General features: G+C 61.4%; 22 protein-coding genes. 7 read left to right on the top strand and 15 right to left on the bottom strand.

Going from position 1 to position 21,827, the window contains the following annotated elements; all coding sequences use genetic code 11:
- Positions 1-110: 110 nt before the first annotated feature.
- The 3 genes from ACIQY3_RS08665 (at position 111) to ACIQY3_RS08655 (ending at position 2,482) form a co-directional block, all read left to right on the top strand.
- Positions 111-1,046, top strand: a complete 936-nt coding sequence (locus tag ACIQY3_RS08665) for a GGDEF domain-containing protein (protein WP_403018550.1) — start codon at positions 111-113, stop codon at positions 1,044-1,046.
- Positions 1,047-1,118: 72 nt separating this feature from the next.
- The gene (locus tag ACIQY3_RS08660) at positions 1,119-1,493 is read left to right on the top strand and encodes a DUF2784 domain-containing protein (protein ID WP_403018549.1); all 375 of its coding nucleotides are present in this window, start codon (positions 1,119-1,121) and stop codon (positions 1,491-1,493) included.
- Between the two features lie 71 nt (positions 1,494-1,564).
- On the top strand, positions 1,565-2,482 hold the full coding sequence (locus ACIQY3_RS08655) for a LysR family transcriptional regulator (RefSeq protein ID WP_403018547.1): 918 nt from the start codon (positions 1,565-1,567) through the stop codon (positions 2,480-2,482).
- 2 nt (positions 2,483-2,484) lie between these two features.
- On the opposite strand, the gene ACIQY3_RS08650 is transcribed toward ACIQY3_RS08655, so the two are convergent.
- The 3 genes from ACIQY3_RS08650 to ACIQY3_RS08640 all read right to left on the bottom strand — a co-directional run bounded on the left by ACIQY3_RS08650 (position 2,485) and on the right by ACIQY3_RS08640 (position 5,194).
- Positions 2,485-4,062, bottom strand: a complete 1,578-nt coding sequence (locus ACIQY3_RS08650) for a sensor domain-containing diguanylate cyclase (RefSeq protein ID WP_403018545.1) — start codon at positions 4,060-4,062, stop codon at positions 2,485-2,487.
- Positions 4,063-4,152: 90 nt separating this feature from the next.
- A complete protein-coding gene (locus tag ACIQY3_RS08645; RefSeq protein WP_403018543.1) occupies positions 4,153-4,554 on the bottom strand; it encodes a hypothetical protein in 402 nt (133 codons plus the stop codon).
- A gap of 112 nt (positions 4,555-4,666) precedes the next feature.
- Positions 4,667-5,194 (bottom strand): DUF3087 domain-containing protein, encoded by a 528-nt coding sequence (locus tag ACIQY3_RS08640; protein ID WP_403018542.1) that lies wholly within the window; start codon positions 5,192-5,194, stop codon positions 4,667-4,669.
- Positions 5,195-5,422: 228 nt separating this feature from the next.
- Here ACIQY3_RS08640 and ppnN point away from each other — a divergent pair, with 228 nt between their 5' ends.
- Positions 5,423-6,796: a nucleotide 5'-monophosphate nucleosidase PpnN gene (gene ppnN, locus ACIQY3_RS08635; protein WP_054614419.1), complete on the top strand. Its 1,374-nt coding sequence runs from the start codon at positions 5,423-5,425 to the stop codon at positions 6,794-6,796.
- 251 nt (positions 6,797-7,047) lie between these two features.
- Here ppnN and ACIQY3_RS08630 read toward each other — a convergent pair whose 3' ends face one another.
- Both ACIQY3_RS08630 and ACIQY3_RS08625 read right to left on the bottom strand, forming a co-directional pair.
- Positions 7,048-7,719 carry an NAD(P)H-binding protein gene (locus ACIQY3_RS08630; RefSeq protein ID WP_403018541.1) on the bottom strand — a complete coding sequence of 224 codons (672 nt, stop codon included), beginning with the start codon at positions 7,717-7,719 and terminating at the stop codon, positions 7,048-7,050.
- A gap of 146 nt (positions 7,720-7,865) precedes the next feature.
- The gene (locus ACIQY3_RS08625; protein ID WP_403018540.1) at positions 7,866-8,888 is read right to left on the bottom strand and encodes an alpha/beta fold hydrolase; all 1,023 of its coding nucleotides are present in this window, start codon (positions 8,886-8,888) and stop codon (positions 7,866-7,868) included.
- Between the two features lie 198 nt (positions 8,889-9,086).
- Here ACIQY3_RS08625 and ACIQY3_RS08620 point away from each other — a divergent pair, with 198 nt between their 5' ends.
- From ACIQY3_RS08620 to ACIQY3_RS08610, 3 genes are all read left to right on the top strand, one after another.
- A complete protein-coding gene (locus ACIQY3_RS08620) occupies positions 9,087-9,827 on the top strand; it encodes a response regulator (RefSeq protein ID WP_403018538.1) in 741 nt (246 codons plus the stop codon).
- 162 nt (positions 9,828-9,989) lie between these two features.
- The gene (locus ACIQY3_RS08615) at positions 9,990-10,409 is read left to right on the top strand and encodes a hypothetical protein (protein ID WP_403018537.1); all 420 of its coding nucleotides are present in this window, start codon (positions 9,990-9,992) and stop codon (positions 10,407-10,409) included.
- A 494-nt stretch (positions 10,410-10,903) separates the two neighbouring features.
- A complete protein-coding gene (locus tag ACIQY3_RS08610) occupies positions 10,904-11,149 on the top strand; it encodes a hypothetical protein (RefSeq protein ID WP_403018536.1) in 246 nt (81 codons plus the stop codon).
- Positions 11,150-11,327: 178 nt separating this feature from the next.
- On the opposite strand, the gene ACIQY3_RS08605 is transcribed toward ACIQY3_RS08610, so the two are convergent.
- From ACIQY3_RS08605 to ACIQY3_RS08560, 10 genes are all read right to left on the bottom strand, one after another.
- Entirely contained in the window at positions 11,328-12,800 is a 1,473-nt protein-coding gene (locus ACIQY3_RS08605; protein WP_403018534.1) for an FAD/NAD(P)-binding protein, read from the bottom strand.
- A 13-nt stretch (positions 12,801-12,813) separates the two neighbouring features.
- The gene (locus tag ACIQY3_RS08600; protein ID WP_403018533.1) at positions 12,814-13,581 is read right to left on the bottom strand and encodes an ABC transporter ATP-binding protein; all 768 of its coding nucleotides are present in this window, start codon (positions 13,579-13,581) and stop codon (positions 12,814-12,816) included.
- A 3-nt stretch (positions 13,582-13,584) separates the two neighbouring features.
- Positions 13,585-14,925, bottom strand: coding sequence for an ABC transporter substrate-binding protein (locus ACIQY3_RS08595; protein ID WP_403018531.1), 1,341 nt, complete (start codon positions 14,923-14,925; stop codon positions 13,585-13,587).
- Positions 14,926-14,950: 25 nt separating this feature from the next.
- Positions 14,951-16,000, bottom strand: coding sequence for a branched-chain amino acid ABC transporter permease (locus ACIQY3_RS08590; protein WP_403018529.1), 1,050 nt, complete (start codon positions 15,998-16,000; stop codon positions 14,951-14,953).
- A gap of 4 nt (positions 16,001-16,004) precedes the next feature.
- A complete protein-coding gene (locus ACIQY3_RS08585) occupies positions 16,005-16,886 on the bottom strand; it encodes a branched-chain amino acid ABC transporter permease (protein ID WP_054052782.1) in 882 nt (293 codons plus the stop codon).
- A complete protein-coding gene (locus ACIQY3_RS08580; RefSeq protein WP_403018528.1) occupies positions 16,886-17,662 on the bottom strand; it encodes an ABC transporter ATP-binding protein in 777 nt (258 codons plus the stop codon). Before ACIQY3_RS08580 ends, ACIQY3_RS08585 begins: the two co-directional genes overlap by 1 nt.
- On the bottom strand, positions 17,659-18,564 hold the full coding sequence (locus ACIQY3_RS08575; protein ID WP_403018526.1) for an acyl-CoA synthetase: 906 nt from the start codon (positions 18,562-18,564) through the stop codon (positions 17,659-17,661). The genes ACIQY3_RS08580 and ACIQY3_RS08575 overlap by 4 nt, the downstream gene beginning before the upstream one ends.
- Before the next feature lie 106 nt (positions 18,565-18,670).
- The gene (locus ACIQY3_RS08570; RefSeq protein WP_403018525.1) at positions 18,671-20,074 is read right to left on the bottom strand and encodes an LLM class flavin-dependent oxidoreductase; all 1,404 of its coding nucleotides are present in this window, start codon (positions 20,072-20,074) and stop codon (positions 18,671-18,673) included.
- Complete coding sequence (locus ACIQY3_RS08565; protein ID WP_403018523.1) at positions 20,074-20,523, bottom strand: acyl-CoA dehydrogenase; 450 nt, start codon at positions 20,521-20,523, stop codon at positions 20,074-20,076. Before ACIQY3_RS08565 ends, ACIQY3_RS08570 begins: the two co-directional genes overlap by 1 nt.
- 10 nt (positions 20,524-20,533) lie before the next feature.
- A complete protein-coding gene (locus tag ACIQY3_RS08560; protein ID WP_403018521.1) occupies positions 20,534-21,727 on the bottom strand; it encodes an SfnB family sulfur acquisition oxidoreductase in 1,194 nt (397 codons plus the stop codon).
- Positions 21,728-21,827: the final 100 nt, after the last annotated feature.

Here is a 21,827-nt window from a genome sequence, read left to right as displayed (position 1 = left end):
GCACTTTCCAGAAACCCATGTGGCGCTGCCTTTCATCGGCTGCCCGCTTGATTCGTGACGGTAGTATCAACATGATGGCCCTGCATTCCCTCCCATGAGGCCGGCCCTTTATGAGCTCCGTCGACACCGACAGCGATGTCTACAAAACCCTGCTTGAGTCGACCAAGGCGATTCCCTGGCGGATCGACTGGAAAACCATGACGTTCAGCTACATCGGCCCGCAGATCGAAAGCCTGCTCGGCTGGCAGCAGGACAGTTGGGTCACGGTCAATGACTGGGTCGAGCGCATGCATCCGGACGATCGCGATTACGTGGTGGAGTTCTGCGTCTCGCAATCCCGCGCCGGGGTCGATCACGAGGCCGACTACCGTGCGCTGACCCGCGACGGCGACTACGTCTGGATTCGCGATGTGGTGCACGTGGTGCGCAAGGACGGCGAAGTCGAAGCGCTGGTGGGGTTCATGTTCGACATCAGCGAGCGCAAGAAAACCGAAGAGCACCTGATTCGCCTGCAGAAGCAACTCGAAGAATATTCGTTCCAGGACGGCCTGACCGGCATCGCTAACCGGCGCATGTTCGATACGGTCCTGGAACGCGAATGGAGCAACGCCCAGCGCACCGAGCTGCCGCTGTCGCTGCTGATTCTGGATATCGATTACTTCAAGCAGTACAACGACCACTACGGCCACATCCAGGGTGACGAATGCTTGCGGCGCGTGGCGCAGACCTTGTCCCTGGCGGCCAATCGGCCACGGGATTTCATTGCCCGGATCGGCGGCGAAGAGTTCGTCTGGTTGCTACCGGAAACCGATGCCGAGTCGGCCAGGTTGGTGGCGCGCAAATGCCTGCACTTGATTCGCCAGCAGCAGATTGCCCATGGATTTTCGCCGGTTTCACCGCTTGTCACCCTGAGCCTCGGCGTCGGCACCACCGCCGCCAGCGAGGACAGCGGTGCCCTGGCGTTCGTCGAACAGGTCGACAAGTTGCTCTATCAAGCCAAGCACAACGGGCGGATGCGCGCGGAATTCGCCGATTTTCGGGATTGAAAACCAACCATAGAGCGCAGTCCGTCGCCCGAGTAACATGGAGCCATTCAATCGAAGAGTCAGGGAATCGACATGCTTTACCGAATCGCCGCCGACGGGCTGGTGCTGTTTCACCTGTTGTTCATTCTGTTCGTGCTGTTCGGCGGGCTGCTGGTGCTCAAATGGCGCCCCCTGATCTGGTGGCACCTGCCCGCCGCCGCGTGGGGCGTGATCGTCGAAGTCTTTCACCTGACCTGCCCGCTGACCTATTGGGAAAACCTGATGCGCGAAGCCGCCGGGCAAACCGTGTATGGCGGCGGTTTCATCGAGCACTACGTGTTGCCGGTCATCTACCCGGCCGGGCTGACACCGACGATTCAACTGGGGCTCGCCAGCGTGGTGCTGGCGGTCAACCTGGTGGTTTATGTGCGGTTGATTCGGTTGTGGAAGTTGCGTCGGGCGGCATAAGGCAAGCGAACACAAAACCTGTGGCGAGAGAGCTTGCTCCCTCGCCACAGGTTCACCGGAGATCTCGAAAGATGCTGTCGATTGAAGACCTGGCCCTGCTTGAGGCCATCCGCGCAACCGGCAGCCTGTCCCGCGCCGCTGCCCATCTGGGCAAGGCGCCGTCCACCGTGTCCTACGCCGCGCGGCAACTGGAAGAACGCTTCGATGCCCTGCTGTTCGATCGCCGTCGCTACCGTTTGCAGCTCACCGCTGCCGGTGAATTGCTGGTGAACGAAGCGGCGCGGCTGATGCAGGACGTCTCTCGCCTGACCCAACGCGTCCAGCAAGTGGCCAATGGCTGGGAGAGCCGGTTGTGGATTGTCACTGACGAACTGCTGGAGTTCGACACCCTGATCCCGGTGATTCACGCGTTCGACGTGCTGGAATCCGGCGTGCCGTTGCGCATCACCCAGGAAGTCCTCAAAGGGGTCTGGGAAGCGTTGCGGGAAGGTCGCGCGGACCTGATCATCGGCGCCACCAACGAGCCGCCGGCCATTCCTTCATTGCGCTGGATGCAACTGGGGGAAATGGAATGGGTGTTCGCCGTCTCCCCCAAACACCCGCTGGCCAAGGCCAAAGAGCCGATCACCCGCGCCATGGTCACGCAGCACCGGGCGATTGTCGTGGCGGACTCGTCCCGGGCCACCGAAGGCAGCACCTATGGCGTTTCCGGCGGACAACCGGTGCTCGCGGTGCCGACCATGCGCGCGAAAATCCTCGCCCAGTGCGACGGCCTGGGCGTCGGATGGCTGCCCCGGCATCGGGTCGGCTCCCTGCTGGACAACGGCACGCTGATTGAAAAACAGATGGCCGACCCGCGCGAGCCGAACATTCTCTACGCCGGCTGGCGTGGCGACCACGACGGCCGCGCCCTGGGCTGGTGGCTGGAACAGCTCAAGCAACCCTGGCTCGCGAGCAAACTGGTCCAGGGCAGCGACCGCTTAGTCTGAATTCAGTTAGCAATAACGCTCATGTTCCGGCCACTGGCCTTGGCCACGTACAACGCTTTGTCCGCCGCGCCGACCAGATCGTCGGCCCCGGCTTGCGAGGCCGGGTGGTAGGCGCAGACACCCAGGCTGACCGTGACCACACCTTCAATGCCTTCCGTGTGCTCAATGCCCGCCAGCTGCACCGCGCGGCGGATCTTTTCCGCCACCAGGAAGGCCCCGACATAGTCGGTGCCGGGCAGCACCACGGCAAATTCCTCACCGCCATAGCGCACGGCCAAATCACCGGGACGCTTGATGTTTTCCGTGATGATGGCGCTGATTTTGCGCAAACATTCATCGCCGGCCACATGCCCGTAGTGATCGTTGAACAACTTGAAGTGATCGACATCGATCATCAGCAACGCCAGGCCCGACTGGCTGCGCCGGGCGCGGCCCATCTCCGCCACCATGAAAATATCGAACTGACGCCGGTTGGCCAGCCCGGTCAGCGCATCTTCCAGGGCCAGTAGCTCAAGGCTGCGATTGACCTCGATGAGTTTTTCCTGGGCGTCGAGCAAGACGCTTTGAATGTGATTCTGCTGCTTCATGACCCGGATCAGCCGATAGCCGAGCGTGCCCAGAAACCCCAGCAGCAAGGCCACGATCGCCGCACTGTTCAACGATTCCTGACGCCAGCCGGCGAGCACCTCTTCTTTGTTCAGGGCCGCGGAAACCACCATCGGATAACCATCAACTCGCCGAAATCCCAGGACTCGCTCGACTCCATCGATCACGGATTTGATCGTCGCCGTACCGAAGCTGGCGTGAGGCAGAAGCTGGGTAAACAACGGTCCGCTGGCGACGCTGGTGCCGATGTCAGCTTCTCTGAAGGGTCGGCGCACGATGATGGTGCCGTTGTCGGCCATCAGGTTGATCGCGCCGTTTTTGCCCATGTCGATGCTGTCGTACAGCGAAAGGAAATGATTGAGATAAATCGTGGCCACCACCACACCCGCAAAACTGCCATCGGGATGATTGAGGCGCCGCGACACGGTCATGATCCATTCGTCGGTCGAGCGACTCTTGATCGACGGGCCGATATGCGGGCCACGGTCGGTATGGTCACGATGAAAAATGAAGTATTCACGGTCGGAGTTGTTGGCATTGGGCATGGAGGAGCCATTGGAATTGACCAGCCAATGACCGTTTTCGTCGTAGATGAATAAACCATGGAGCTGGGATAGCTCAGTCCGCTGGGCGCCGAGTAACAGTTGCATGCGAGAAAACGGTGGCGACCCCATGCCGTCCTTTTCGATGCGATCGACCAGGGTAAACAGCAACGTGTCGGCCTGCTTGATCGTTGACTGTGCCTGGGACGCCAGGGTCTGCGCCAGGTTGGACATCGCCACTTCTTTGTCATGCAAGTGATAGTGACGCGAGTTCCAGGCCTCCCAGATCGCAATGGCGGTCATGGACAGGCACACCGCCACCAGCAAAACCACGGCGTAACGAACCTTGAGCTTCGCCTGGACCTGCTCGGCCAGAAACGACGCCGTGGGTTGGAGGGCTTCAATACGAACTTTTACGGACGGCTGTCCCATGACGTTCCCTGAATTCTGTTGAAGAGGCGATGCTTCCTGATCGCGTCTTTGGCCCCGCGGGCGCTTTACTATGCCTGATCATCGCTCAGATTAGGCGATACGCGCTTTCATTGCCCACAACGTCAGCAGAATCGCGAAAATCGCCGGCAACGTCACCGCCGCGAAATCCACCCGCAACGCCTCTGGCCCGCAGATCCCGGCGGCGACTTCCCAGAAATGAAACAGCGCATGGGCAGTCAGCCAGGTTGCCGCTGAAGCCCAGAGCAGCACGCGGTGCGTCGGGCTCAGGCTGCCGCCAGCGAACGCGGCGCCAATCGCCATGTAGAGCAAACCGATGTCGCGGATGAAATGCTGGTTGAACAGCCCGGTGCGCTCGACCCCGGGCACCGCGCTGTACCACAACGCAGGATTGATCAGCATGAACACGCCGTTGGCGGCCATGGCCACGCCGAGGACGATGGCGAAGATAAGGATCGGGCGTGTCGCGGTCATTGGGGTTCCTTTCTGGCAGCCGCCTCCCCCGTTCGGGGAGTGACCTTCAGCCTAGGCGCCAGCGCCGCGAAACCCTAGATCCAATCGGGCGGATTTCGCCCACACCACGGGTCTAGCGCGGGGTCTGCTTCACCGCCTCAAGCCACGCCGGATTCAATTGGGTCTGTTCGGTGTCGAGGCCCAACGCTTCCATCCGCGCCTTATGCTGGTCCATTTCCCGGATCAACTGGCTGTGATCGCTGGAGTTGCCGTCCAGTTCGTGCATCTGGTGCAACCCCAGGTGATAGAAGCGCAGCAGCTTCATGGCGTCCGGATCATCCTTCGCCACCGCCGCCGTCACCTGGTGCATGACGTTGGTAACGCTCATCAGGCTGCGTTTGAGGCGCCAGCCGTAGACCGCCGGAGCCATCCATTGCTGGTGCCAGAACCGGCCACGCATCAGCGCCACCATCAGCAAAACCGCGACAAACACGCCGCCGACGTTGAATCGCAGGTTGTCGCCACCCGGTTCGCCGAACAACGCCACAGCCGTCGTCGAGAGCACCATGGCCAGCGCCAGGAAAATCAGGGCGATGATCACCGTACTGCGACGGGTCTGGCTTCGGAAAACTTCGGCATTCATTGGCTGGATTTCGAACATCTTGGCGGGGTTCCCTGCATCAAGTAAAAGGCTCTGTGAGCAAAAAGAGTGCGCGCATTATCGCCTCTGTGGGGGATTTAGCTATGCTGGGGCTCCTTTTCATCTTTTCATCGTCAAAGGAGAACGTGGCGAGACAGCGTACTTCGTGCCATCTTCTTTCATGGATACATTTTATTCGGATGCCAATCGCTCCTCCTGTATGACTGGCATCGTTTTAAGGATCATTGAATGTCCCAACGCCAAGTAATCAACGCCTCTGTCAGCCCTAAAGGCAGCCTGGAAACCCTGTCCCAGCGTGAAGTCCAGCAACTGAGCGAAGCCGGTTCCGGCAGCACCTACACCCTCTTCCGCCAGTGCGCCCTGGCCATCCTCAACACCGGCGCCCACGTTGATAACGCCAAGACTATTCTCGAAGCCTACAAGGACTTCGAAATCCGCATTCACCAGCAGGATCGCGGCGTGCGCCTGGAACTGCTGAACGCCCCGGCCGACGCCTTCGTCGATGGCGAAATGATCGCCAGCACCCGGGAAATGCTATTCAGCGCCCTGCGCGACATCGTCTACACCGAAAACGAACTCGACGCCCAGCGCATTGACCTCAGCACCTCGCAAGGCATCAGCGACTACGTTTTCCATCTGCTGCGCAACGCGCGCACCCTGCGCCCAGGCGTGGAGCCGAAGATCGTGGTGTGCTGGGGCGGCCACTCGATCAATACCGAAGAATACAAATACACCAAGAAAGTCGGCCACGAACTGGGCCTGCGCAGCCTCGATATATGCACCGGTTGCGGCCCCGGCGTGATGAAAGGCCCGATGAAAGGCGCAACCATCGCCCACGCCAAGCAGCGCATCCACGGCGGCCGTTACCTGGGCCTGACCGAGCCGGGCATCATCGCCGCCGAAGCGCCGAACCCGATCGTCAATGAACTGGTGATCCTGCCGGACATCGAAAAACGCCTGGAAGCCTTCGTCCGCGTCGGCCACGGCATCATCATCTTCCCGGGCGGCGCCGGTACGGCGGAAGAATTCCTGTACCTGCTGGGTATCCTGATGCACCCGGATAACGCAGGCCTGCCCTTCCCGGTCGTGCTGACCGGGCCGAAACACGCAGCGCCGTATCTGGAGCAGCTGGACGCGTTCGTCGGCGCCACCCTGGGTGACGCGGCGAAGCAGCACTACACGATTATCATCGACGACCCGGCGGAAGTGGCGCGGCATATGACTGCGGGGCTCAAAGAGGTCAAACAGTTCCGCCGCGAGCGCAACGACGCGTTCCACTTCAACTGGCTGCTGAAGATCGACGAAGGCTTCCAGCGTCCGTTCGATCCGACCCACGAAAACATGGCCAGCCTGCAACTGAGCCGCAAACTGCCACCACACGAACTCGCCGCCAACCTGCGCCGGGCGTTCTCCGGCATCGTTGCCGGCAACGTCAAGGACAAGGGCATCCGCCTGATCGAAGAACACGGCCCGTACCAGATCCGTGGCGACGCGGCGGTGATGCAGCCGCTGGATCAGCTGCTCAAGGCGTTCGTCGCCCAGCACCGGATGAAACTGCCGGGTGGCGCGGCGTATGTGCCGTGTTATCAAGTGGTTGCGTAATATCGCTTGATTGATCGTTGTGATCGTTCCCACGCTCTGTGTGGGAATGCCTCTGCGGACGCTCCGCGTTCGGCTACTGATGGGACGCGGAGCGTCCCGGGCTGCATTCCCACGCAGAGCGTGGGAACGATCACATACCTTGTGGGAGCGGGCTTGCTCGCGAAGGGGGCGTCACATTCAACATGGATGTCGCCTGACACACCGCTTTCGCGAGCAAGCCCGCTCCCACATTTGGTTCGGTGCCTGGCTCGTTATCCTCTGAGTGCCGCAGCCTGTATAGCCGGCGCCTCCAGGACCGCACTCGCCGCCCCATGCCGGGCAACCTCCAACATCGCCTGCCCCACCGAAACGGTGGTCAGCACCTGCCGCGGAAACAGCCAGCGCAAAAGCGGCATTAACGGCGCCATCACGATGTAGGTCCAGCGATACACCGAGGTCTTGGACACTGCACCATTCAACGGCTGGATCATCCCCGGTCGAAACAGGTAAACCGCCTTGAACGGTAAACGCAGCAACGCGTTCTCGGTTCGCCCCTTGACCCGCGCCCACATGCTTTTGCCCTTCTCAGTGCTGTCGGTGCCGGCGCCCGAGACATACACAAAGGTCATGCCCGGATTCAGTCGCGCCAGCACCTCGGCCACGGCCAGGGTCAGGTCATAGGTGAGGCGCGCATACTGCGCTTCATCCATTCCGGACGACGACACGCCGAGGCAGAAAAAGCAGGCATCGAAACCCTGCAACTGCGCTTCAACCGCGCTGAGGCGAGTCAAGTCCGGCACCACCAGCGATTGCAACTTGGGGTTCGTCGCCTCGACCGCTGTTCGGCCGACGACGACCACCTGCTCGACATCCGCCGCCAGCAGGCTTTCGCGCAGTACGCCCTGGCCGACCATGCCGGTGGCGCCGAAGATCAGTGCTTTCATGAACGACGAATCCTGATTGAGTAGAGCGATTAGATTCCCTGTGGGAGCGGGCTTGCTCGCGAAAGGGCCGGCACATTCAACATCTTCATCGCCTGACACTCCGTCTTCGCGAGCAAGCCCGCTCCCACAGTAATTTGCGGCAGATGTTACAGGTGATCAGCGTCTATCACCGCTTTGGCAAACGCCTGCGGATCTTCCTGCGGCAGGTTGTGGCCGATGCCGCCATTGATCAGCCGGTACTCATATTTGCCGGTAAAGCGCTTGGCGTAATCTTCGGCAGCCGGATGCGGCGCGCCATTGGCGTCGCCTTCCATCGTGATGGTCGGCACGGTGATGTTCGGCGCCTTGGCCAGTCGCTGCTCCAGCGCTTCATATTGCGGTTCGCCCTGGACCAGGCCCAGGCGCCAGCGATAGTTGAAAATCGTGATCGCGACATGGTCAGGGTTATCCAGCGCGACAGCGCTGCGGTCGAAGGTGGCGTCGTCGAAGGTCCATTTCGGCGAAGCTATTTGCCAGATCAGCTTGGCGAAATCGTGGCGGTTTTTTTCGTAGCCAGCCTCGCCGCGGTCGGTGGCGAAGTAGAACTGGTACCACCATTGCAATTCGGCCTTGGGCGGCAACGGATTCTTGCCCGCGGCCTGGTTGCCGATCAGGTAACCGCTCACGGCGACCAGCGCTTCTACCCGCTCCGGCCACAGCGCCGCAACGATGTCCGCCGAGCGTGCGCCCCAGTCGTAGCCACCGAGCACGGCTTTCTTGATCTTCAGCGCGTCCATGAAGTCGATAACGTCACTGGCCAGCGCGGCGGGTTGGCCATTGCGCAGGGTCTTCTCGGACAGGAAATGCGTATCGCCATAGCCTCGCGCGTACGGGATCAGCACCCGGTAACCCTTGGCCGCCAACAAGGGCGCCACGTCGCTGTAGCTGTGAATGTCGTAGGGCCAGCCGTGCAGCAGAATCACCACCGGCCCATCGGCGGGACCGACCTCGGCGTACGCCACGTTCAGTAACCCGGCGTTGACATGCTTCAGCGCGCCGAACGGGTCCGCTTTGAGGGTGCTGGCACTGACTGGCACAGGCGCCGTGGTTTTTTCATCGGCATGGGCCGAAAATGCTGCAACGTTCAGGACCGCGAAGAAGCTGGCGACAGCGAGTTTGTTCCAGTTCATGGTGATTTCCTCAGGGGTGCAATGACCAGTGGTTGCCAGGCAAGTCGGCTTGCCTCAATGGATCCATTCAATCGTCCCGAGGTATCTGCCATGTGTCGTAAAACCACTGCTAATAAGGCATAACGTGTCCAACAGCGCGTGAGATACAGTGCGATACAAACAGGGTTGGCGGTGTACTGATAATAAGAGGGCTGGGCAATGGAGCATGTGGACCACATCCTGATTGTCGATGACGATCGCGAGATCCGCGAACTGGTCGGCAATTACCTGAAGAAGAACGGTTTGCGCACCACCGTGGTCGCCGACGGCCGGCAGATGCGCAGCTTTCTGGAAGCGAATCAGGTGGACCTGATCGTGCTCGACATCATGATGCCCGGTGACGACGGCTTGCTGCTGTGCCGCGAATTGCGCGCGGGCAAGCACAAAGCCACGCCGATCCTGATGCTCACTGCGCGCAACGATGAAACTGACCGCATCCTCGGCCTGGAAATGGGCGCCGACGACTACCTGACCAAACCCTTCGCCGCCCGCGAACTGCTGGCACGGATCAACGCCGTGCTGCGCCGCACCCGCATGTTGCCGCCGAACCTGCTGATCACCGAAAGCGGCCGGCTCCTGGCTTTTGGCCGCTGGCGTCTCGACACCACCGCCCGCCACTTGCTAGACGAAGACGACACCATGGTCGCTCTGAGCGGCGCCGAGTACCGACTGTTGCGGGTGTTCCTCGATCACCCGCAACGGGTGCTCAGCCGCGACCAGTTGCTCAACCTGACCCAGGGTCGTGACGCCGACCTGTTCGACCGCTCCATCGACTTGCTGGTGAGCCGCTTGCGCCAACGCCTTATGGACGACTCCCGGGAATCGACCTACATCAAGACCGTGCGCAATGAAGGCTACGTGTTCTCCTACCCCGTGGAGATGCTGGGTGCACCGTCGTGAAGATAGATTTGTATCCGTCTGTATAAAACCCCGCGATAGATACGCAACCTGCGACTTCGCGACGTTCCAGCACACATCACCGATACACCCGAGCGTTTAACTGTGTTCACCGGATAGCAGCAGCTACCGACCCACTCAAACTAAACGCACGGAGCATCACCCATGATCAACTTCTCGAAAGTTTCGTCCCTGGCACTCGGTCTGGCATTGATCGGCGGCCTCGGCCTGTCGAACCTGGCCTCGGCCAACACCGCGAGCGCTGCCGCCCACAGCCCGGCCCAGCAACTGCTGGTGGAAGGCGGTTCGGATCGGCTGCAACAGAATCGCGTCGCGGAATATGGCTCTGAAAACCTGCAAAAGAACCGTGTCGCCGAAGGTGGCTCGGATCGCTTGATCCAGAATCGTGTGGCCGAAGGCGGCGCCGATCGCCTGATCCAGAATCGTGTAGCCGAAGGCGGCGCCGATTGCCTGCAAGAACTGCGCGAACGTGTTGCGCTTTTCAGCCCGAGCAACGCCGTACACGCCGGTGTGGTCGTTGCGGAAAACCGTCCTGAGTTCGGCTCGAAATATCAGCGCTACTGATCCAATTGTGGGAGCGAGCCTGCTCGCGAAGGCGGCCTGACAGACAACTTCAATGTTGAATGTACTGGCCTCTTCGCGAGCAGGCTCGCTCCCACAATGGTTTTGTGCCTGGCACAGAAAATGCGCTCAACACCTATCAACTGTGGGAGCGGGCTTGCTCGCGAAAGCGGTGTAACAGTCGATACCGTTTTTGAATGTCAGGCAGCCTTCGCGAGCAAGCCCGCTCCCACAATGGTTTTGTGCCAGGCACAGAAAATGCGCTCAACACCTATCAACTGTGGGAGCGGGCTTGCTCGCGAAAGCGGTGTAACAGTCTACATCTTTGTTGAATGTCAGGCAGCCTTCGCGAGCAAGCCCGCTCCCACAGGGTTCGTGCGCGACACCCGGCCATGGATCAACGTTCTTGATATCGACTATGCCCAAGGGTGTTTTTTCATCGCCGCGCTCCGGCACTAGAGTGGCCACATCTTCTTCCCACTCTCTGGAGCAACATCATGAAAAGCATCATCGGTCTTACCTTCGCCCTTACCGTCCTTGGCACCACCTCGGCCATGGCCGCAACACAATCCATCGCTGCGGTGAAAGTCGGCCAACCGGCGACCCAGAACGTTAACACCGTCAGCATCGACACCGAACGCAAAGGCAGTGTGAACCTGCAGCAGAACGCCGAACAAGCCAAACTCTACGTGGCTGAAAACCGCCCTGAGTTCGGTTCGAAATATCAGCGTATTGATTCGTAAGTTTGCGCCGCTTCAAACAAGAAACCCCGGGTAGATCCGCTCTACCCGGGGTTTCTCCGTTTTAACAGCCAGCGATATCCGTGGTAGCAGTTGCCGAGCTGCGCGAGGCTGCGTTCGGCGGCGCAGCCGTCGTAAACCCGCTATGCACGGTCATCCTGGAACAACGCAGTCGTTGACTTCACGACGGCTTCGCCGCCGAACGCAGCCTCGCGGGCTCGGCAGCTGCTACGGCTAAGCGCGCCGCCAACGCCTTGGCCTGGCTCGCCACATCCGTCACCGCCGTACTTTCCCACCACATGCCACGCAATGGCGGGCCCATGGCGAATAAGCGCTGGGCAACTTGCCCGTCAACGTCCAACACCGCACCATCCACCGCCGCTGCAATCCCCAGCGCCAACGGCCCCGGTTTGATCAGCCCACGCGCCAGCAACTGCTGTGGCAGGGGCCGGGCGACCCGGCGCCAGTCGTATTCGATACCGCTGGAGTTGATCAACGCTGCGCCGCTGACAAACACCGTTTCCGCCTCGCCGCGACGACGGATACGAATGCTCACGTCACCGTTCACGGAAGGCGCCAAGCCTTTGAACGACGCCGCCTGAATCCGCAACCGCCCTTCCCCGTGCAGCCGCGCGACCAACTCCGCGCTCAACGGTGGCGAGCGGTGGTGATGACTTTCCCACCATGGCCGCACATGCCGCACAAACTGCCGGCGTTGCGCGTCCGTCGCCTGATTCCACAACCGACCGATGTGCGCCCGCACCGTGTCGAGGGGCGATTGCCAGTCGATGCCTTGAGCGATGGCGTCCTTGCAGTGACGACGCAATGCCCGCAGCAACTGGCGGGGCGAACGAATGCTGTGATCCTGCGCCAAAAAATCCACCCAGGCCGGCGGCTGGCGCCGGACATGCGGCAGCAATCCGTGCCGGGAAAACACTTCGATCGGCCCGCGATGCCCGGCCTGTTCCAGCGATACCACGGCATCGACCATGGTCAGGCCCGAGCCGATGATCAGCACCGTGGATTGCGCATCGAGTTGCTGCATGACGGCGACGTCCCAGGGGTCCAGCGCCGCCGCATTCAAACCGCTGGATTCGGTCTGCGGCGTGCGCGCAGCGGGGAACATTCCGGTGGCCAGCACCGCAAAAGCGCCCCGTAACTGCTGCCCGTCGCTCAAACTCAATCGCACGGAATCATCGAAGGTTTGCAGGTCAACCACCTCGGCCCGCACATGCTCGACAGTCGAGCCGTTCAACGCGCCCACCGCTTGTGCTTCCGCCAAACGCTGCTGCACGTACAGCCCGAAAATCCCCCTCGGCGGGAACAACTCGCTGACCGGCACATGTTGCTCGTCAGACTCCGGCCAGCCGCCCCCCGCGATGTATTCGGTCAGCCACTGGGTCAAATCATCGGCATTGTCCGGATCAACGCTCATCCGCGCCGCATTACCATTGAGCGTATGGCCCAACTCAACCGCGCTATAGGCCTCGCCCCGGCCCAGTTCGGCCCGGGGTTCAATCACCAGCAGCGAACGCTGGCCGGGCAACCGCAGCAACTGCGCCGCCAGCATCGCGCCGCTGAGGCCGCCGCCAATGATCAGGATGTCTGCGTGGCGGATGGCGTCGGTCGCCTGTCCGCTTGGGGTTTGATTCATCGCATTCTCACGGTCAGTGTTTGCCTAAATAGAAGTCGTGCAGATCGCCCCGGGCCAGCAGTTCTTCGGCGGTTCCAGACAACACCACGCGCCCGGTGTCGAGCACGTAGGCCTGGGACGCATACTTGAGCGCCACATTAATGTTTTGCTCGGCAATCAGGAAGCTCACCTGCTCGTCGCGATTGAGCTGGGCGACGATCTCGAAAATCTCCTGGACGATAATAGGCGCCAAACCCATGGAAGGTTCATCAAGCAGTACCAAAGTAGGACGTGTCATCAGCGCCCGGCCGATGGCGACCATCTGCTGCTCGCCTCCGGACGTCAGCCCGGCCTGGGTCTTGCGCTTGGTTTTCAGGCGCGGGAACCAGGCGTAGATCCGCTCCAGGTCCCGGGCCAGGTCCTGGCGACTCAAGCGCCGGACAAACCCGCCGCTGCGCAGGTTGTCCTCCACCGTCAGTTGCGGGAACACGTGGCGGCCCTCCAGCACATGCACCATGCCCTGGCGCACCCGCACGCTCGGATCAACGCCCACCGTATCGCGGCCGAGAAACTCGATGCTGCCGCGACTGACCTCCGCCCGCTCGGCCCGCACCAGCCCGGAAATCGCCTTGAGCGTGGTGCTTTTGCCCGCGCCGTTGGCCCCGAGCAACGCAACGATGCCGCCCTTGGGCACGGTCAGCGACACCCCGGCCACAGCCAGGATCGCGCCGTCGTAGATCACTTCGATGTCCTTGACCTGCAACAGCTGCTGCGCGGCGTTATCCGTGGCGGCTTGGCTCATGGTTTATTCATCCCCGGTGCAGGTGCGCGGCGTCAGGCCTTTTTCCTTGGCGAACGCCGCGGATTTTTCGTCAATCAACGGCCGCAGCAAGGCGCGATCCGCCGGGATCCAGTCGCTGATCAGCGTCCAGTTGGCACCGTCCCATTGCTGCACCCGCGCCGAACCACCGCCCTCGTGATCCTTGCAGGACAGCTTGAGGTTCTGCATCAGCCCGAAGTAGCCCATGTCCTTGAGCCGCGCGTCGTCGATGTTCAAGTGCTCCAGGCCCCAACGCCCTTCTTCGCCATTCAATGGACGTTTACCAAACTTGCCTTGGGCGGTGCGGATCGCTTCGACCATCACCGCCGCATTCACCAGCCCGGAGTTGTAGTAGACGCTGCCGAAATTCTTCAGGTCCTTGAGGTCGCTTTTGCCCTTATCGAGGATGTATTGCTTGAGGCGTTTGTGGATCTCGAAATCGGTGCCGGCCGGGTATGGCGTCAGCGCCAGATAGCCTTTGGCAGCGGCGCCTGCGGGCAACACGTCTTCGCTGGAACTGGCCCAGATATCGCCGACGATATGGTCCACCGGGAAGCCGAAACGCGCGGCGGTCTTCACCGCCACCGGCGTCGACACGCCCCAGGTGCGCAGGAACACCCAGTCCGGGTTGAGCTGGCGAATCTGCCGCCATTGCGAAGACTGTTCGTTGCCTGGATCGGCCACCGGAATCTGGATGTTTTCGAAGCCGTACTTCTCCGCCAACAGCTTCAACGGGCCGAGGGTTTCGCGACCGTACGCCGAGTCGTGGTACACCGTGGCGATCTTCTTGCCTTTGAGTTTGTCGAAGCCGCCCTCGCGCTGGACGATGTAATTGATCAGGCTGGAGGCCTCGCTGTAGAAGGTCAGCATCACCGGAAAGTTGTACGGGAACACTGTGCCGTCGGTGGCCTCGGTGCGGCCGTAGCCGAGGGTGATCAGCGGAATTTTGTCGACTTCGGCCCGCTCGCTCAGGGCATACGCTGCCGGGGCACCGTTGGGGGAATAGATCGCCACCGGCGCGCCGTCCAGGCCTTTCTTGAAGCGCTCATAGCACTCGATGCCCTTCTCCGCCGTCCACTCCGTCTCGCATTCCTGCCAGACCAGTTTCACGCCGTTGATCCCGCCTTCCACCTCGTTGATGTAGTTCAGGTAATCGAGCATCCCGGCCCACACCTGCACACCGCTGGAGGCATAGGCGCCCACGCGGTAGGTGGCCAACGGGAAGAATTGCTGGTCCGCCGAGGCCTGGACCACGGGCACCGCAGTGCCGAAAACCGCCAGCGTCAGAGCCGCGCCAAGCAGGGAACGTTTCAAGGATGCACGCATGTTGTCTCTCTAATAGGTCAGGAATTCAGAAGCGCAGCGGCCAGTGACTCAGCCGTTCACGAAGGTTGCCCAGCAGGCGAATCAGCCCTTCCGGTTCCTTGATCAGGAACAGGATGATCAACACGCCGAAGATGATTTTTTGCAGGTTCTGCAATTGCCCCGCATCCACCGCGCCGCCGAAAAAAGCTTGCCCGGCGTGGCTGAGCAGGATCGGTAGCAAGCTGATAAACGCTGCGCCGACGAAGTTGCCGGCGATGCTGCCCATGCCGCCGATAATGATGATGAACAGGATCTGGAAGGATCGATTGATATCGAAGCTGCTGGCACTTGCAGTGCCCAGGTAAGCGAAGGCCCACAACGCCCCGGCGATGCCGAGGTAGAACGAGCTGACGGCGAACGCCAGGTGTTTGTAGCGCACCACGGGAATGCCGATCACGGCAGCGGCGGTGTCCATGTCGCGGATCGCCATCCAGTTGCGGCCGATCTGGCTTTTCACCAGGTTCACGGCGACCCAGGTCAGCAACAGCACCGTGGTCAACGTCAGCAAATAACGCCCGACCGGCGTGTTCAGGTCATGGCCGAACAGCGCCAGTTTCGGCGCGGAAATAGTCCCGGAGGAACCGTAGTTGTAGAACCAGGGAAATTTGACGAACAGCCATTCGAGGAAGAATTGCGCGGCCAGCGTGGTGACCATCAGGTAAAAACCCTTGATCCGCGAACTGGGCAGGCCGAAGGCAAAACCGACCACGGCGCTGATCAATCCGCCGCCGAGCAGAGCCACCGGCAAACCCAGTTCCGGCAATCGCAGCAAAAATCCATACGTGGCAAACGCGCCGACCGCCATGAATCCCGCCGCGCCGACCGACGTCTGGCCGGTGTAGCCGGTCAGCAGATTGAGGCCGAGCCCGGCCAGGGACAGCACCAGGAACGGGATCAGAATCGCGTTCAGCCAATAGTCGTTGCCGGTCAGCGGCACAATGACGAAGGCGATCAACAACAAGCCGAGCAGGCCAAACGGCACACGACGCTGGATCAACACCGACGGCGCGGTTTCTCGGATAAGGGAAATCGACATGGGTTCAGACTCGCTCGATGGCGCGCTCGCCGAACAGGCCGGCGGGACGGATGTACAGGAAGGCCAAAGCCAGGACGTAAGCGAACCACGGCGTGATGCCGCCGCCGATCAGCGGGCCGATGTAGACCTCGGCGAGGTTCTCCGCCGCACCGACAATCAGCCCACCGACAATTGCCCCGCCAATCGAGGTGAAGCCGCCGATGATCAACACCGGCAAGGCCTTGAGCACCACCAGCGACAGGGAAAACTGCACGCCTTGGCGCGCGCCCCAGAGCAAACCGGCGACCAGACCGACAATCCCGGCCACCGCCCAGACGATCTGCCAGATGCGGTTGAGGTTGATGCCGATCGACAGCGCGGCGGTGGTGTCATCCGCCACGGCGCGCAAGGACACGCCGATCCGGGTCTTGTTGAATAGCAGCGCCAGCACCGTCACCAGCACGATGGCGGCTGCGGCGGCGATCAGGTCGAATTGGCTGACCATCATCCCGCCAATGAAAATCGGTACGTCATCGATGCCCAGGTCCAGCGCCCGCACCTGCGAGCCCATCAGCCCTTGGGCCAGGCCTTCAATGATGAACGACAACCCAAGCGTCGCCATGAACAGAGTGATCTGCGAACGATTGACCAAGGGCCGCAGCACCAAGCGTTCAATCAGCAGCGCGCCGATGATCATCACCACGACGGTGAGCAACAGCGCCAGAGCAAACGGCACGCCTTGGTCGTGCAGGCTGACGAAGGTCAGCGCGGCGAACAGTAGCATCGAGCCCTGGGCGAAATTGAATACGCCGCTGGCCTTGTAGATCAGCACGAAGCCAATCGCGACCAACGAATACATGGTGCCGGCCAGCAACCCGCCGAGCAGGGTTTCGAAGAAAAACGTCATCAGTGCACCACTCCCAGATACGCCGCGATCACGTCCGGATCGGCCTGCACTTCAGCGGGTGTGCCGTCGCCGACCTTGCGCCCGTAATCCAGCACCACGACATGGTCGGACAGACCCATGACCACGCTCATGTCGTGTTCGATCAGCACCACGGTGGTGCCGAGGTCGCGGTTGATGTCAGCAATGAACCGCGCCATTTCCTGTTTCTCTTCGGCGTTCATCCCGGCCATGGGTTCGTCGAGCAGCAACAGGCGCGGGCCGGCGATCAAGGCGCGGCCCAGTTCCACGCGTTTTTGCAGGCCGTAGGACAGATTGCCCACCGGCACGTCGCGGTGGGCTTGCAGTTCGAGGAATTCGAGAATGCCTTGGGCCTGTTGGCGGAAGTCTTGCGCTTCACGCCGGGCACGCGGCAGGTTGAGGGCTTGCTCGATGAAGCTGCTGCGCAGGTGGCGGGACAGGCCGGTGAGGATGTTGTCGATCACGCTCATTTTCTTGAACAGCGCGTTGTTCTGGAACGTGCGACCGATGCCCCGGCGCGCGGCGCTCAGCGGGTCGATGCGTTTGAACGGTTGCTGCTCGAACACGATCGAGCCGGCATCGAAGCGGTACACGCCGTTGAGCACATTGAGCAGCGAACTCTTGCCCGCGCCGTTGGGGCCGATCAGCGCGCAGATCTCGCCCCGGCGTACGTCGAAGGACAAGTCGTTGATCGCCTTCACGCCTTTGAACGACAGGGAAATGCCGCTGACTTGCAGGATGGAATCGGTCGAGCTCATGCGATGTCCCGTTTGAATTCGGCGAGCCAGGTCGGCGCGGGTTGGGCGCCTGGCGTGCGGGTGGCTTGCCAGATGAAATGCAGGTTGTGGAAACCCAGCAGGCGGCGAACGCGGTTTTTGATCAGGCGTTGCAGGGGTTTTTCCGGGTGGGCGATGGCCCAGTCGCACAGGCGTCGGCGCCAGGTACCTTGGGGTGCGAGGCGGCTGTCGATTTCGTCGGCCAGGCGTTGCAGGCGTTCGGCGGACAGCAGCAGACCGGAGGGCGCGACTTCCCGCCGATCACGGCTGGCACTCCCAGTGCTTTCCGGGAAAGCCAGGGATTGGCCGCTGGCCAGCCATTGCTCCAGTAGTACGTTGAGGCCGTCCTGCCATTGCGTGCCCTCTTCGCTCCACAGTTGGGCGCTGTGGACGCCAAGGCGCAGGCGTTGCGGCGGTTCTACGGGGCCTAGCAGTTCGGTGAAGTCCAGCAGCGTCTGGCCGTGGTTGAGCCACAGTTGCCGGGTTTGCCGGCCCTGGATAAAGGCGTGGGTCGGACGGCTGCGCCACAGCGCTTTGTGCAATGACTCGGCGTCGAGGGTGTCGGGCAAGGTCAGCACTTCACCGCCGACATGCCGGGCGGCCAGGGCCAGCAGCAACAGATTCGGTTCGAAGGCACCGCTCAGGGCCAGCCGCGAGTCTTCGGTAAACCCTTGCTGGCGCAAGCCATCGGCCAGACGCTCGACATCGCGCAAGGCATCGATCCAGCGCCAGACAAACCACTGGCCGTGGCGCTTGTGCCGCAGCGCCGTGTGCAACGGACTGACCTGCCCCCAATGGCGCAACTGCTCCAAAGCCTGGGGCGCCTTGACCTGCCATTCGGCAGAGTCTGCACTGGGCGGACGCTTGAGTTCATGCACGCTCATGGATTGACCTCCTGTTCATGGGCAAAAGCGTGCGGTGGTCCGCTGGGCTGAAATCTGTAAAACGACCACGATCCAATTGTGGGAGCGGGCTTGCTCGCGAAGGCGTCTACGCCGACACCACTTTCTTTTCCTGCTGCCGCAACGCCGCCAGGTCGCGATACCCCGCCCCCGGATGGATTTCGGGCAACCGCGGCCCCTCCCCAAACAACTTCTCGCGCAAGGTCCCCGGCGCGTATTCGGTCTTGTACACCCCGCGCTTCTGCAATTCCGGCACGAGCAATTCCACAGCGTCGATAAAGGTTTCATGGGTCAACGCGTAGGCCAGGTTAAAACCGTCCACATCCGTCTCTTCAACCCATTCCTGCAACAAATCAGCGACAGTTTCCGGGCTGCCGACAAACAACGGCCCAAACCCGCCAATCCCGACCCAATCGGCCAATTCATTCGGGGTCCAGACCTTGTTCGGGTCCGCCGTGGAGAAGGCTTCCACCGCCGATTGAATCGCATTGGTGTGCACATGCTTGAGCGGTTCGTCCGGTTTGAACTGGCTGAAATCAATCCCGGTCCAGCCCGAAATCAGCGCCATCGCGCCTTCATAACTGACCCAGGTTTTATATTCCTCAAACTTGGCTTTGGCCTTGGCATCGGTCTCGCCGAGGATCACGGTTTGCAGGTTAAAGATCAGAATCTTCTTCGGATCGCGCCCCGCTTCAGCGGCCCGCCGACGGATATCCGCGACTGTCTTCTTCAGCAGCACTTTCGACGGGGCCGCGACGAACACACACTCCGCATGTTCAGCCGCGAACTGCTTGCCACGACTCGACGCGCCGGCCTGATACAACACAGGCGTACGTTGCGGCGAAGGCTCGCAGAGGTGAATGCCCGGCACCTGGAAGTGTTTGCCGACATGCTGGATTTCATGGATTTTGCTCGGGTCGCTGAAGATCCGTCGCTCGCGATCCCGCAGGATCGCGCCCTCTTCCCAACTGCCTTCCCAGAGCTTGTAGCAAACCTCGAGATACTCTTCGGCGAAGTCGTAGCGGGCGTCATGTTCGGTCTGGGTTTTCTGGCCGAGGTTCTTCGCGCCGCTCTCCAGGTACGAGGTCACGATGTTCCAACCAGCGCGGCCCTTGGTCAGGTGATCGAGGGTCGACAGGCGCCGGGCGAACGGATACGGGTGTTCGAAGGACAGCGACGCGGTCAGGCCGAAGCCCAAATGTTCGGTGACCAGCGCCATGGGCGGGATCAGTTGCAGCGGATCGTTGACCGGCACCTGCGCCGCCTGACGGATCGCCGCGTCACCGTTGCCGTTGTAGACGTCGTAGATGCCCAGCACGTCGGCAATGAACAAGCCGTCGAACTTGCCGCGTTCAAGGATTTTCGCCAGATCGGTCCAGTACTCCAGGTCCTTGTACTGCCAGGAGCGATCCCGGGGATGCGCCCACAAACCCGGTGATTGATGGCCGACGCAGTTCATGTCGAAGGCGTTAAGGCGAATTTCACGGGCCATCAAACGGCTCCCTTGTTGAGTGTGCGAAAACTGGGGGGATGGATGCCGTTGAGGCGGAAGTTGCCGATGAGGTGGAGTTTCCAGCGCAGCGGGTCGTGCAGGGAACCGTGCAACGGGGTGCGTTGGCCGGTGAGTTCGAATTCGGCGTTGCTCACGGCATTCAGGGCGTCGGCGCTGGCCAAGTGCGATTCGGCGATGGCGACGCTGATTTCGGTGTCGTCTTCGTGGCTGTTGAGGAAGGCTTCGGCGCGCTCCAACAGCGCGGCGGCGACTTCGATGCGGATGTGCAAATCACCGAAGCGACTGATGACATACGGATCCTGCGCGCCTTCCCCGTGCTGGCGGACAAACCGCAGGGTCGCATCGAGCAGGCTGCGGGCGTTGTGCAAGTCGTGCTGACTTTTGGCCAGGGGTTGCCCGGCACCGATCGGTTGGGTCAAGGCATTCATGGTGGGCTCCTCAGTTCCAGGCGTGGCGTGCGGGTTTCACGCCGTTGAGCAAATAGTTGCCGATCAAGTGGTATTTCCAGCGCGCCGGGTCGTGCAAGGTGTGGGTCCGGGCGTTGCGCCAGTGGCGGTCGAGGTTGTATTTGCCGAGCACCGAGCGGGTGCCGGCCAGTTCGAAGAGTTTGCTGCTGGCGAGCAAGGCGATGTCGGCGGACAGCACTTTGGCCTGGGCCACCACCACGGAGGCGTGGGCGACGGTGTCTTCGTTGGGGTTGAGCAACGCCGCGTCGATGGCCAACCCGGCCTTCTTCAGAATCGCTTCGGTGCCGTGGACACGCCATTCGAGGTCGCCAATCGCGGCGATGCTGAACGGGTCCTGCCAGCCATGATCGTGACCGCTGTCGATCCACGGGCGGGATTCGCGGGCGTAACGCTTGGTTTCTTCCAGTGCGCCGACGGCAATCCCGGTGTCCACGGCGGCCTGGATGATTTGCGAAATCGGGCCATCGGCGGTGGGTTCGTCAAACGCCTTGTGCGCCGGAATGACCGCGCTCAAAGGCACTTTCACCGCGTTGAGGGTCACGCCACCGCTGGCCGTGGTGCGCTGACCGAAACCGTCCCAGCTGTCGATCACCGTCAGACCGGGATTGTCCCGCTCGATGAAGGCGATGAAGGCCTGGTTCTGTTCGTTGACCGCCACCGCCGGCACGATGTGCGCGAACAACGCGCCGGTGCAGTAGAACTTTTCGCCATCGATTTGCGCGGTGTCCTGGTCGAAACGAATGCGGGTTTCAAACGCACCGGCGTTTTTGCTTTTGGATTCGGAAAAGGCATTGCCGAAACGGTAACCCTGCAGGACTTTGCCGAAGTAGTAGCGCTTCTGCTCTTCGGTAGCGGTTTGCAACAGGATGTCGAGCACGCCGAGGTGGTTTTGCGGGATCTGGCCGAGGGATGAATCGGCGGCGGAAATGATCTTGATCACTTCGGCGACGGTCACGTAGGACACCCCGGCGCCGCCGTATTCCTTGGGAACGGTGATGCCCCAGAGGCCACTGGCGGAGAACTCGTCGAGTTCGGTCACTGGCAGGCGTCGGTCGCGATCACGGACGCTGGCCTCGACGGCGAAGCGTGCGGCGAGCCTGTGCGCGACGGCGATGGCCTCGGCGTCCGAACGGATCAAATGGGCAGTGGGAGGTGAAGTTGTCATGGGCCGACTCCTTGGTTCCGGGTGAATACCCTGGAGCTTTTGCAGGAGTCGTGCCTGAATCTAAAATCGTTGTATTTCAGCGGCTTGCAAAGTGATTCGA

It is taken from the genome of Pseudomonas sp. NPDC096950 (assembly GCF_044762525.1).
Taxonomy (GTDB): Bacteria; Pseudomonadota; Gammaproteobacteria; order Pseudomonadales; family Pseudomonadaceae; genus Aquipseudomonas.
This window is presented reverse-complemented; position numbering and strand designations above follow the sequence as displayed.

What these genes read in the sequence shown, in the direction of transcription:
- ACIQY3_RS08665 (WP_403018550.1), top strand. Translation starts at nt 111, where the DNA reads ATGAGCTCCGTCGACACCGACAGCGATGTCTACAAAACCCTGCTTGAG.
- ACIQY3_RS08660 (WP_403018549.1), top strand. Translation starts at nt 1,119, where the DNA reads ATGCTTTACCGAATCGCCGCCGACGGGCTGGTGCTGTTTCACCTGTTG.
- ACIQY3_RS08655 (WP_403018547.1), top strand. Translation starts at nt 1,565, where the DNA reads ATGCTGTCGATTGAAGACCTGGCCCTGCTTGAGGCCATCCGCGCAACC.
- ACIQY3_RS08650 (WP_403018545.1), bottom strand. Translation starts at nt 4,062, where the DNA reads ATGGGACAGCCGTCCGTAAAAGTTCGTATTGAAGCCCTCCAACCCACG.
- ACIQY3_RS08645 (WP_403018543.1), bottom strand. Translation starts at nt 4,554, where the DNA reads ATGACCGCGACACGCCCGATCCTTATCTTCGCCATCGTCCTCGGCGTG.
- ACIQY3_RS08640 (WP_403018542.1), bottom strand. Translation starts at nt 5,194, where the DNA reads ATGTTCGAAATCCAGCCAATGAATGCCGAAGTTTTCCGAAGCCAGACC.
- ppnN (WP_054614419.1), top strand. Translation starts at nt 5,423, where the DNA reads ATGTCCCAACGCCAAGTAATCAACGCCTCTGTCAGCCCTAAAGGCAGC.
- ACIQY3_RS08630 (WP_403018541.1), bottom strand. Translation starts at nt 7,719, where the DNA reads ATGAAAGCACTGATCTTCGGCGCCACCGGCATGGTCGGCCAGGGCGTA.
- ACIQY3_RS08625 (WP_403018540.1), bottom strand. Translation starts at nt 8,888, where the DNA reads ATGAACTGGAACAAACTCGCTGTCGCCAGCTTCTTCGCGGTCCTGAAC.
- ACIQY3_RS08620 (WP_403018538.1), top strand. Translation starts at nt 9,087, where the DNA reads ATGGAGCATGTGGACCACATCCTGATTGTCGATGACGATCGCGAGATC.
- ACIQY3_RS08615 (WP_403018537.1), top strand. Translation starts at nt 9,990, where the DNA reads ATGATCAACTTCTCGAAAGTTTCGTCCCTGGCACTCGGTCTGGCATTG.
- ACIQY3_RS08610 (WP_403018536.1), top strand. Translation starts at nt 10,904, where the DNA reads ATGAAAAGCATCATCGGTCTTACCTTCGCCCTTACCGTCCTTGGCACC.
- ACIQY3_RS08605 (WP_403018534.1), bottom strand. Translation starts at nt 12,800, where the DNA reads ATGAATCAAACCCCAAGCGGACAGGCGACCGACGCCATCCGCCACGCA.
- ACIQY3_RS08600 (WP_403018533.1), bottom strand. Translation starts at nt 13,581, where the DNA reads ATGAGCCAAGCCGCCACGGATAACGCCGCGCAGCAGCTGTTGCAGGTC.
- ACIQY3_RS08595 (WP_403018531.1), bottom strand. Translation starts at nt 14,925, where the DNA reads ATGCGTGCATCCTTGAAACGTTCCCTGCTTGGCGCGGCTCTGACGCTG.
- ACIQY3_RS08590 (WP_403018529.1), bottom strand. Translation starts at nt 16,000, where the DNA reads ATGTCGATTTCCCTTATCCGAGAAACCGCGCCGTCGGTGTTGATCCAG.
- ACIQY3_RS08585 (WP_054052782.1), bottom strand. Translation starts at nt 16,886, where the DNA reads ATGACGTTTTTCTTCGAAACCCTGCTCGGCGGGTTGCTGGCCGGCACC.
- ACIQY3_RS08580 (WP_403018528.1), bottom strand. Translation starts at nt 17,662, where the DNA reads ATGAGCTCGACCGATTCCATCCTGCAAGTCAGCGGCATTTCCCTGTCG.
- ACIQY3_RS08575 (WP_403018526.1), bottom strand. Translation starts at nt 18,564, where the DNA reads ATGAGCGTGCATGAACTCAAGCGTCCGCCCAGTGCAGACTCTGCCGAA.
- ACIQY3_RS08570 (WP_403018525.1), bottom strand. Translation starts at nt 20,074, where the DNA reads ATGGCCCGTGAAATTCGCCTTAACGCCTTCGACATGAACTGCGTCGGC.
- ACIQY3_RS08565 (WP_403018523.1), bottom strand. Translation starts at nt 20,523, where the DNA reads ATGAATGCCTTGACCCAACCGATCGGTGCCGGGCAACCCCTGGCCAAA.
- ACIQY3_RS08560 (WP_403018521.1), bottom strand. Translation starts at nt 21,727, where the DNA reads ATGACAACTTCACCTCCCACTGCCCATTTGATCCGTTCGGACGCCGAG.